At 74.1% G+C, this 9585-nt stretch carries 9 protein-coding genes; 4 read left to right on the top strand and 5 right to left on the bottom strand.

Translation table 11 applies throughout. The features are described from left to right. Positions 1-109 precede the first annotated feature (109 nt). A complete protein-coding gene (locus tag ABD353_RS23555) occupies positions 110-1543 on the bottom strand; it encodes a nucleobase:cation symporter-2 family protein (RefSeq protein ID WP_344625645.1) in 1434 nt (477 codons plus the stop codon). A 508-nt stretch (positions 1544-2051) separates the two neighbouring features. Here ABD353_RS23555 and ABD353_RS23550 point away from each other — a divergent pair. Then, on the top strand, positions 2052-2594 hold the full coding sequence (locus ABD353_RS23550) for an RICIN domain-containing protein (RefSeq protein WP_344625644.1): 543 nt from the start codon (positions 2052-2054) through the stop codon (positions 2592-2594). Between the two features lie 204 nt (positions 2595-2798). On the opposite strand, the gene ABD353_RS23545 is transcribed toward ABD353_RS23550, so the two are convergent. After that, positions 2799-3512 (bottom strand): FadR/GntR family transcriptional regulator, encoded by a 714-nt coding sequence (locus ABD353_RS23545; RefSeq protein WP_344625643.1) that lies wholly within the window; start codon positions 3510-3512, stop codon positions 2799-2801. A 112-nt stretch (positions 3513-3624) separates the two neighbouring features. Continuing rightward, positions 3625-4617, bottom strand: a complete 993-nt coding sequence (locus ABD353_RS23540; RefSeq protein ID WP_344625642.1) for a hypothetical protein — start codon at positions 4615-4617, stop codon at positions 3625-3627. A 283-nt stretch (positions 4618-4900) separates the two neighbouring features. Here ABD353_RS23540 and ABD353_RS23535 point away from each other — a divergent pair, with 283 nt between their 5' ends. Genes ABD353_RS23535 through ABD353_RS23525 form a run of 3 tightly spaced genes read left to right on the top strand, consistent with a single transcriptional unit; the run spans position 4901 to position 7729 of the window. Beyond that, the gene (locus ABD353_RS23535) at positions 4901-5494 is read left to right on the top strand and encodes a hypothetical protein (protein WP_344625641.1); all 594 of its coding nucleotides are present in this window, start codon (positions 4901-4903) and stop codon (positions 5492-5494) included. 4 nt (positions 5495-5498) lie between these two features. After that, positions 5499-6149, top strand: a complete 651-nt coding sequence (locus ABD353_RS23530) for a DUF5987 family protein (protein WP_344625640.1) — start codon at positions 5499-5501, stop codon at positions 6147-6149. Continuing rightward, positions 6146-7729: an FAD-dependent oxidoreductase gene (locus ABD353_RS23525; RefSeq protein WP_344625639.1), complete on the top strand. Its 1584-nt coding sequence runs from the start codon at positions 6146-6148 to the stop codon at positions 7727-7729. Before ABD353_RS23530 ends, ABD353_RS23525 begins: the two co-directional genes overlap by 4 nt. A 27-nt stretch (positions 7730-7756) precedes the next feature. Here the strand turns inward: ABD353_RS23525 and ABD353_RS23520 are convergent, their stop codons facing one another. Together ABD353_RS23520 and ABD353_RS23515 are read right to left on the bottom strand one after the other, a co-directional pair. Then, the gene (locus tag ABD353_RS23520) at positions 7757-7969 is read right to left on the bottom strand and encodes a hypothetical protein (RefSeq protein WP_344625638.1); all 213 of its coding nucleotides are present in this window, start codon (positions 7967-7969) and stop codon (positions 7757-7759) included. A 90-nt stretch (positions 7970-8059) separates the two neighbouring features. Beyond that, a partial coding sequence (locus tag ABD353_RS23515; RefSeq protein WP_344625637.1) for a penicillin-binding transpeptidase domain-containing protein occupies positions 8060-9585 on the bottom strand: 1526 nt, incomplete at its 5' end.

Genomic DNA, 9585 nt, shown 5'->3' with positions numbered 1-9585 from the left:
TTCGCGATCTCGGCGCGGATGTGGCGGCGCAGCTCCCGGACGTCCGCCGGGTCGGGGGGGGCGGCGGGCGGGGGGGGGGGGGGGCGGGCGGGGCCGGGCCGACGGGGGGTCAGGCCGGGTCCGCCACCGGGGCCGCGGGCTCGGTCCGGGTCTGCGGCCCAGTTGCGGGCGGGACGGTTGCGGGCTGCGCGGTTGCGGGCGGGACGGTGCGGGGGCGGCCCAGGTGGTTGAAGAGCAGGTTGAGGGTGACCGCCAGCAGGCAGCCCGCGGAGATGCCGGAGTGCAGCACGGTGCCGATCTGCTCCGGGAAGGCGTGGTAGAAGCCGGGGTAGGCGATCGGGAAGATGCCGAAGGCGAGGCTGACCGCGACGATGATCGCGTTGGAGCCGACGTTCAGGTCCGCCGCGCCGAGGGTGCGCAGGCCCGCCACCGCGACCGACCCGAACAGCACCACGCCCGCTCCGCCGAGCACCGGCTGCGGCACCAGCGAGACCAGCCCGCCGACGACCGGCAGCAGGCCCATCACCACGAGGAGGATCCCGGCCAGGGCCACCACGAAGCGGCTGCGGATCCTGGTGAGCGCGACCAGCCCGATGTTCTGGGCGAAGGCCGAACAGATGAAGCCGTTGAACACGCCGCCGAGGGCCGTCGCGATGCCGTCCGCCCGCAGGCCGCCGGAGATCGTGCGGTCGTCGGCCGGCTTCTCCACGATCTCGCCCAGCGCGATCATGTCGGCGGTGGACTCGGTCATCGAGACCACCATCACCACCAGCATCGAGACGATCGCCGCGGCCTCGAACCGGGGCGCGCCGAAGGCGAACGGGTGCGGCAGCTCGACGAGCGGCAGGCCGGCGAGCGCATGGGCGTCCACCTTGCCGAACGGGATCGCCACCAGGGTTCCGACGAGCAGGCCGAGGAGGATCGCGATCCGCTGGAAGAAACCGCGCAGGAAGCGGTGGAACAGCAGCACGGACGCCAGGGTGACGGCAGCGAGGCCCAGGTTGCCGAGCGAGCCGTAGTCCCGCGCCGCGGAGTTGCCGCCCTGGGCCCAGTTCCCGGCGACCGGGAGCAGCGAGACGCCGATCAGGGTGATCACCGTGCCGCTGACCACCGGAGGGAAGAACCTGACCAGCCGGCAGAAGACGGGGGCCAGCAGGAAGCAGAAGAGTCCGGCGACCAGTGTGGAGCCGAAGATCAGCGGCAGCGCCGCGTCCTTCTTCGCCTCGATGACGGCGAGGATCGGCGAGACGGTGGCGAAGGAGACGCCGTTCACGAAGGGGAGCCGTGAGCCGACCCGCCAGAAGCCCAGGGTCTGCAGCAGGGTGGCGATGCCGGCGATGAACAGGCTGGCGGCGAGCAGGGTCGTCAGCTGGGCCGGGGTCAGGCCGGCCGCTGCGCCGATGATCAGCGGCGGTGCGGCGACCCCGGCGTACATGCTGGCGACGTGCTGGAGGGCGACGGTCGCCATCCGTCCGGGCGGCAGCAGTTCGTCGACGGGGTGCGGCGGGGTTGCGGGCTTCACGGGCGCTTCGCGACGTCCCATGTGCGGTCCTCCACATCCGAGGTGGCTTCGGGCCCGGGGACGGCGGCCGGAACGGGACACGGCGACGTCGGGACGACCCTGGCGGACGGCGGTGCCGTCGCCCACCTGCCGGTGCCCGCGGCGAACAGGCCCGACCCATGAAGAGATCCGCGATGCGGAACACGGGTTCCGCCATTCGGTTCCACAGAATGTAGAAAGCTCGCCCCCGTTGGTCAATGGCTCCGACCCGATTGCTCCGCTCCGGAGCAGCACCTGTCGCTTCCTCCAGGCCGCCCCTCCCCCACGGCCGCCTCGACGCCGACCGGCCGTAATCGGCCCCGATCATCCGTTAAGCGCACCAGGCGGCGGTTTGTACTCTTTGCCCGGAGATCGGCCCGCACGGATGGTTAGTGGACGACATCAGTCGCGGCCCTGTGCTAATCTACGACCGAATCCGGGGGGAATTCATGACACATATTCCATTTTCCTCACGGGCCTTCCCACGCTCTTTCGAGGAATGGATCCTAAAATGAACAGGACGGTCAGTCGGGTCGGCCGGGTCGCCGGTGTCGCCGCGGTCGCGGCGGGGCTCACCCTCGCGATGTCGATGCCCGCTTCGGCGCAGCAGCCCACGGACACGATCGTGAACAAGAACAGCAACCTCTGCCTGGAGATCGGCGGCTGGAGCACCGAGTGGGGCGCCGCGGCGAACCAGTGGTCGTGCGGTGCCGGCGGCCAGGCGAACCAGCAGTGGCTGACGAACGGCAACTACCCGTCGGGCTGGTTCCCGCTGGTCAACAAGAACAGCGGCCAGTGCCTGGAGATCGGCGGCTGGAGCACCGAGTGGGGCGCCGGGGCCAACCAGTGGCCGTGCGGCAAGGACGCGAACGGCAACTACACCCAGGCGAACCAGCTGTGGCGCCTGGGCGGGGTCGGCGACCCGAAGTACACGTACCTCATCAACAAGAACAGCGGCCTCTGCCTGGAGGTCGGCGGCTGGAACACCGGCAACGGCGCGCGCGTCAACCAGTGGCCGTGCGGAAATGTCCAGGCCAATCAGCTGTGGTCGTAGTAACCCTTCCGCGCACGGTACCGGAACCCTGATTTCCGGTAAGTGGATGAAGGGTGCCAGGAAATGCGGGGCCGCCGGTTCGCCGGCGGCCCCGTCCGCGTCGGTGCGGGTCCCGCCGGTACGGGTCCCGCCTGTACGGGTCCCGTCGGTGCGGCTGGGGCCGGTGCGGCGGCGCGTCGACGGTCCGTACGGCGGAGCGGGCGGTCAGCCCGACCGGGCGGCCCGGAGCGAGTCGAGCATGACGGCCTCGGTGCTGCGGAGGTACTCCTCGGCTGCCCGTTCGGCGCGGCCCTCCTCGCCGTCGACGACCGCGCGGACGACCGGGGCCAGCCGGTCGGCGGCTTCGGCCGGGTCCTCGAACGGCGCGCGCAGGGCGCCGCGGACGGGGAGGTAGGCGTTGAACAGCGTGTTGGTGAGCAGCAGGTAGACCCGGTTGCCGGTGGCGCGCGCCAGCTCGCGGTGCACCTCGATGTCGGCGAGCTGGGCGGCGTCGCCGTCCGGCGCCTCCCGGACGGCCTGCAGGAGTTCGCGGAGGCGCCGGGCGTGCCGGTCGGTTCGGCGGGCGGCCGCACGGCGGGCGACGACGGCGCCGATGTGGCGGCGGACCTCGAACACCTCGGTGAGCCAGCCGGGGTCGTGCGCGGCGAGCATCGGCAGGAGGTCGGCGCCGCCCTCGTGGAGGAAATCGCGGATCCGGGTGCCGATGCCGTGCCGGGTGCTGATCAGGCCGGCCTGTTCGAGGCGGGACAGGGCGTGCTTGAGGGTGGTGCGGGTGACGCCGTAGCCGGCGGCGAGGTCCCGCTCGGGCGGCAGCAGGGCGCCGGGCAGGTGGATGCCGCTCAGGATGTCCTGGCGCAGTCGGTGGGCCAGCAGGTCGACCACGGACCGGCGTTGGATGGTCTCGGGCGGCACCGGCATCGGTCTCCTCGCTCCTGGGCTGCCGTGGCCGGGTGGCCCGGCCTCCGGTCGGGAGTCAATCCGGTGGCGGACGGACCGTCAAGGCCTCTACGGCCGGGCCGTCGGCCCCACCTCACCGGCCGCCCACCTCGGCGTGCGCGGTTCCGGCCAGGGTCCAGGACGTCTGCGGGCGCCAACGGCCCCACCAGCGTTCGAGCGCGATCTCGGCGTCGGCGGCCTCGCTGTTGCGGCACACCGCGCGACTGCCGTCCGGGTCGGTGTACTCCAGGGCCAGGGTGCGTTCCTCCGGCTGGGTGACCGTGACGCGGACCCGGCGCAGCAGGGTCCGGCCGGTGACCGTCCAGGTCGGCAGACCGAGGCGCGCCCTGAACCGGCCCGCGCCGGCCCAGCCGACGGCCGGGCGCAGCGCGGTCCGTGGCCAGGTGCGGCCGCGGTGGCGGAGTCTGAGGAAGACCAGGGGCGGCAGCCGGTCGAGCACGGGCTTCCGGGACACGGCGGCGACGATCTCGAGGACGTCGCCGTGGCCGAGGTCTGCGTGCAGCCAGGCCCAGCGTTCGGCGTTGCCGTGGCCGTGGATCCGGGCGGTGGCCCCGAGGGCGCCGTCCAGGTGGAGCACGCCGCCGGGGCGGTCGATCGTGCCGGTGTAGCGGGAGGCGGCGGCCGGCAGCATCTGGGCGGCGGGGAGCCCGCCGTGGTGCCAGGCCCAGCGGGGGAAGGTGTAGAGGGGTTCGCCCGCCGGGTGCTCGGTCAGGTCCCAGGTGTACGGGCCGGCGGTGCCGCGCAGGTGCCGCGCGCCCGCGTCGGCGGCTGCTGCGGAGGCGGACGCGGCGTCGGAGGCGGAGGCGGAGGCGGAGGAGAACGGTCGGCGGGGCGGCCAGGGTTCGGGGCCGAACCTGGCGTGTTCCACCGGTCCTTCGGGCGGGAAGAGGGCGATCCAGCCGTGCACCCGGGCGGGCGAGCCGTCGGTGGGGGCGACCAGTTCGTGGTGCAGCCAGACGCCCGTCCGGGTGGTCGGGTCGGTGAGCGTGGTGTACCAGACCTCGGTACGGCCCGGCCTGCCGTCCCAGCGCGGCGCCCACGGCCGGTCCGCTTCGCGGGATCCCATGCCCGTCCCCCTTGCCGTCGCACGTCCGCCGTCAGTGGCTCAGCCACCGAACCACTCGGCTGACCGTCCGTCAACAGTGCGGTGCAACGACAGCGCGGGTGGCACTCGGGCCGACACGGGGTGCAGTGGATGAGTCACCGTCACACCTCTTGTACTCGCCGGTAGTCGTGCCGCATCCTCGTCCGTGCCGGCCCCGAGGCGCCCCTGGCCCGACCGTCCGGGCGCTCTCCGAAGACGGCTCCTCGCGCGACACCCCCGTCCTGCTCCGGTTCCAGGAGGTCCTGTGTCCCGTCCACGTCTGCGTACCGTGCTGCTCGCCGCCGCCCTCGCGTTGGGGGCGGCCACCACCACCGTCCCGGCGGCCGCCGCCGCGCCCCTCTCCCGTCCGGGTCCGTTCACCGAGCCCGGCTTCGCCGCGGGCTGTCCGTGGCACCGCTACGGCGAGGGCGAGCAGCCGCCGTGGTGGCTGGCGTTCACGGATCCGCTGTGCGTGGAGTACAGCAAGCGCGACATCACCGTGGACAACGGCGGCGCACTGCGCTTCCTGCTCGCCGAGCCCTCCCGAATCGCGGCCTCGCTGCTGACCTGCCACTACTACCAGCGCGACCACTGGAGCGTGCAGTCCACCACCGGCGCGGTGCCGTGGGTGGCCTGGGACGGCCAGTACTGGTGGGACAGGACCGGTCGCCGCGCCGGCGTCCGGCTGGCGGACTTCCGGATCGACGGCGTCCGGGTCGGCATCGGCGACGCGGTCGCTGCCCTGCGGCCCCGGTTCCCGGACCTGGCGGACGCGCTCGCGGCCTACGGCACCGCCTCCGGGGAGAGCGGGCTGACCACCGAGCTGCCGTTCGACCTGCGCTGCGCACTGGGCGGGTGAACCGGTGCCGCTCCTGGACCGCCGCGGCCTGCTCAAGGCCCTCGCCGCCGCCACCGCCGTCCTCGCCGCCGGCCCGCCGTCCCTGGCGTCGGCCGGGGCCGCAGCCCCGGGTGCCTGGACCGTGCAGAGCCTGGAGGCGTTCGCCGACACCCTCGTCCCCGGGCAGCGCCGACACCCGGGGGACCTGCCGATCGCGGGCGCGGTGACCGGACCGGGCGCGGTCCAGGCCGGGGCCGTCCAGGTCCTCGTCTCGCCCGACCTGCCGCTCGGCCCGTGGCTGCCGGAGATCGCAGCCCTGCTGGACGCCCGCGCGCTGGCGCGGGCCGCCACCCATCTCCTGTGGCTGCCGCCCGGGTGGCCACCCTTCGTCGGCCTGCCGTTCGACCACCGGACGGCCCTGGTCACCGGCCTGTTCGAGCCGGGCGAGGTGGACCGGCCGGTCTGGCAGGTCCTCGCCCTGCTGGTCGGCCTCGCCTTCGACACCGCCGCCCACCAGCACACCACCACCGCGATCGCCACCGGCCATCCGGGGCTCGCCTGGATCGGCTTCCCGCCACCGGACGCGGACGGCCTCTGGCGCTTCCCCGCGCACTCCTACGACCGGCCGCTGGCCGACCTCCACCCGCGCACCACGGCCTCGGGGAGCCCGGCATGAGCGCACAGACCACCGACGTGCTGGTGATCGGCTCGGGCTTCGGCGGCGCGATACCCGCCTACCACCTCGCGGCCGGCGGCGCCCGCGTCACCGTCCTGGAGCGCGGACCCCGCCTGGCCGCCGGGGACTTCACCCACGACCTGCGGCTCGGCGGCTACACCAGGATCGTGGACGTCATCAAGGGCGACGGCATCTCGGTGGTGGCCGGCAACTGCGTCGGCGGCGGCAGCGTGGTGTATTTCGCCGCCTCCCTGCGCGCCCCGTCCTTCGTCTTCGAACGCCGGGGCGGTCTGCGGCGGCGCATCTGGCCGGCCGCGCTGACCCGCGCCGCACTCGACCCCTGGTACGACCGGGTCGAACAGTCCCTGCCGGTCACCCGCCTCGACTGGGACTCCGTCTCGTACGCCGGCGGCGTCCTCGCCGCGGCCTGCCACCGGGCCGGGCGCACCTGCAACCCGGTGCCGGTCGCCGTCGACACCGCACGCTGCACGGACTGCAACTGGATGCTCTCGGGCTGCCGCTTCGACGCCAAACGCTCCATGCTGCTGAACTACCTGCCCGCGGCCGAGGCCCACGGCGCCGAGGTGCGACCGCTGCACGAGGTGCAGGCCGTCGTCCCGTCCTGGATCGACGGCCACCGCTACGCCGTCACGTACACGGTGCTGGACCCCTCCGACTACGGCTGCACCGCCGAGATCGGCACCGTCCACGCCAAGGTGGTGGTCCTCGCTGCCGGCGCGGTCGGCACCCCGGTCGTCCTGCAGCGCTCCGCCCCCGCCCTCGGCGGCATCCCCCCGGCCGTCGGCCGGTACTTCTCCGGCAACGGCGACCGGGTCTCCGTCGCCGAGATGGACGAGACCAAGGTGCGCGACCTGCTGGGCCTCGCCCGTCCGGACGGCTCCGCGTACGCCGCGCTGCCGATCGGCAAGCCCATCACCACCGCGAGCTTCGACCACCTCGACGGCTCCGCCCCCGAGTTCAGCCGATTCACGCTCCAGCAGATCTACTTCCCGCCGATCACCAACACGCTCGCCCGGGCCGCCCTCGGCCCGGGGTGGTTCGGCACCGGGAAGCGGCAGTTGCGCCGCTCGTGGCGGTCCTGGCTGACGGTGCTCGCCATGACCGAGGACGACAACGAGGGGACCTTCGGCCCGCCGCCGCCCACCGGCGGCTTCGTCCGCCTCGCCCCCGGCCTCGGACTCGGTACGATGGCCTTCTCGCCCACCGCCGGCACCAGAGCCGGCTGGAGCGCCGCCGACGCCGAGCTGCGCGCCGTCCTGGAGCGGGACGGGCTGGCGACCGTCCGCCCCTGGACCGAACAGGTCGGGGGCTCGGTCACCGCCCATCCGCTGGGATCGTGCCGGATCGGCGACGACCCCGCCACCTCCGCCCTCACCGACCAGCACGAACTGCGCGGCCATCCGGGGCTGTTCGTCACCGACGGCGCAGCCGTCCCCACCTCACTGACCGTCAACCCGTCCCTGACCATCGCCGCGCTCGCCGAACGCGCCGTCCCCGCCGTCGTCTCCCGCGCCCGCCAGGCCGGGGTTCCCGTCACCTACGGCGCGCCGCCGCCCTGATCCCTGCGGTGCGAGGCCCCGCCCCGGTCAGGGGGCGGGGCTGGCCGTGGCGGCCGGGGTGTCGCAGGTACCGGGCGTGGCATCGTGGTGTCCCGCCAGCCAGAAGCCGACGAGGAGGCCCGCGACGGCCAGGACGCGGTGCCGGTTCTGCTTCCACCAGGACGGCGATCCGGCGGCCATGAAGCGCAGCTGGGTGTACTCCGGATGCACCTGGGGCGGCGCGTCCCTGAAGAGTCCCATCAGGTCAACTCCTCTCCCTTGAGGGGGATTCACGACCATACGCCTCATCCGTCCTCGATTGCCGGGATTTTTCGGACCCGTGCCGGACCGTCAGCCGTTGTTGCCCACCCGCAGGATCTGGGCGGCCGCCCGGCCCGCGGCCTCGGCTCCGTGGCCCGCGCGCTCGACCTCGACCGCCACGGCGAGGTCGCCGCGGTAGGCGATGAACCAGCTGTTGGGGTTCTTGCCGTCGACCTCGGCGGTGCCGGTCTTGGCGCCGACCTGCCCGCCGATGCCGGCCATCGGGGCGCGGGCCGTTCCCTCGCGGACGGTCTTGGCCATCATCGCCCGCAGGTCGCGTGCCACGTCCGCGGGCAGCCGGCCGGGCGCACTGGCCCGGTCGGCGACGCCGTCGACCACGACCGGCTGGCGGAAGGTGCCGCTCTGCACGGTCGCCGCCACGGAGGCCATCAGCAGGGTGTTCATCTGGACGCCGCCCTGGCCGATGTACTCGGCGGCCTGCTCGTCCCGGTTGCCCGGGGCGGGGATCCTGGCGTCGAAGCTGAGCAGGCCGGTGTGCCACTCCAGACCGAGGCCGAACTGCTCGGACGCGACCTTGGCCAGGGTGCCGGGCTGGAGCTTGGCCAGGCCCTGCTCGATGAAGGCGGTGTTGCACGAGTGCGCGAAGTCGTCGGCGAGGGTGTAGCCGAGGTGGTCGCCGCGCTCGTCGTTGTGCCACACCTTCGGGGAGGTGGCGGTGTCCCGGCAGGGTGCGGGGCTGTCCGGGCGGAGGCCCGCCTCCAGCAGCGCGGCGCCGGTCACCACCTTCATCGTGGAGCCGGGCGCGGTCCCGCCCCCGAGGGCGCGGTTGAAGGCGCCCGCCGGGGCGCTGGCGATGGCCAGGACGTGCCCGGTGCTCGGTTCGACGACCACCACCGACCCGGCCCCGCCACCGCCGGTCTGCTCCCGCAGCGCGGCGTCCGCCACGCGCTGGAGCTCCGCGTCGAGGGTCACCTTGAACTCGGCGGCACCGGGGTCGGTGAGGGCGAACAGCTGCTCCGCGGGCTGCGCGGAACCGCGGACGAGCACCACCGCCCGGCCCGGCGTGCCGGTGCCGGCCGCGCCCGTCTTCACGCCGGCCAGCATCGCCTTCACGGGCGAGGACTCCTCGAAGGGCTTGCCGTTCCGGTCGACCAGCCGGCCGGGCAGCGCGTCCACCGTCCGGACGGCGATCGACCCGCCGGCCGCCAGGCTCGGGTGGATCACGCTCGGGTCCCAGTGCACGGCGATCCGTCCCTCGTCGGTGCGCACCACGCCGAGGCTGCCGTCGTACTCCCAGGCACGGTCGGTGCCCTGGAACCGCATCCGGGCGTGGAAGCCCTCGGCCGTGCGGCCCGGCTGCGGCGCCGCGGACACGGCACCGGTCGGCGTGAGGGTGAACTCGCTCGGGTGGAGCTCCTGTTGGAAGGAGGACAGCGTGCTGGTGGCCATGTCCGGACGGTCGGTCAGGGCGGCGGCCGCCGCGAGGTCGCCCCTCCCCCAGGCGTCGAGGAAGCCCTTCGCCGCGGTCGCGGCCTCCTGGGCGGCCGGCGCCCGGGGGGGGGGGGGGGGGGGGGGGGGGGGGGGGGGGGGGGGGG

The sequence above is a fragment of the Kitasatospora arboriphila genome (assembly GCF_039528095.1).
Classification (GTDB): Bacteria; Actinomycetota; Actinomycetes; order Streptomycetales; family Streptomycetaceae; genus Kitasatospora; species Kitasatospora arboriphila.
This window is presented reverse-complemented; position numbering and strand designations above follow the sequence as displayed.

Coding starts and splice junctions, on each gene's coding strand:
- ABD353_RS23555 (WP_344625645.1), bottom strand. CDS start 1,543: ATGGGACGTCGCGAAGCGCCCGTGAAGCCCGCAACCCCGCCGCACCCC.
- ABD353_RS23550 (WP_344625644.1), top strand. CDS start 2,052: ATGAACAGGACGGTCAGTCGGGTCGGCCGGGTCGCCGGTGTCGCCGCG.
- ABD353_RS23545 (WP_344625643.1), bottom strand. CDS start 3,512: ATGCCGGTGCCGCCCGAGACCATCCAACGCCGGTCCGTGGTCGACCTG.
- ABD353_RS23540 (WP_344625642.1), bottom strand. CDS start 4,617: ATGGGATCCCGCGAAGCGGACCGGCCGTGGGCGCCGCGCTGGGACGGC.
- ABD353_RS23525 (WP_344625639.1), top strand. CDS start 6,146: ATGAGCGCACAGACCACCGACGTGCTGGTGATCGGCTCGGGCTTCGGC.
- ABD353_RS23520 (WP_344625638.1), bottom strand. CDS start 7,969: ATGGGACTCTTCAGGGACGCGCCGCCCCAGGTGCATCCGGAGTACACC.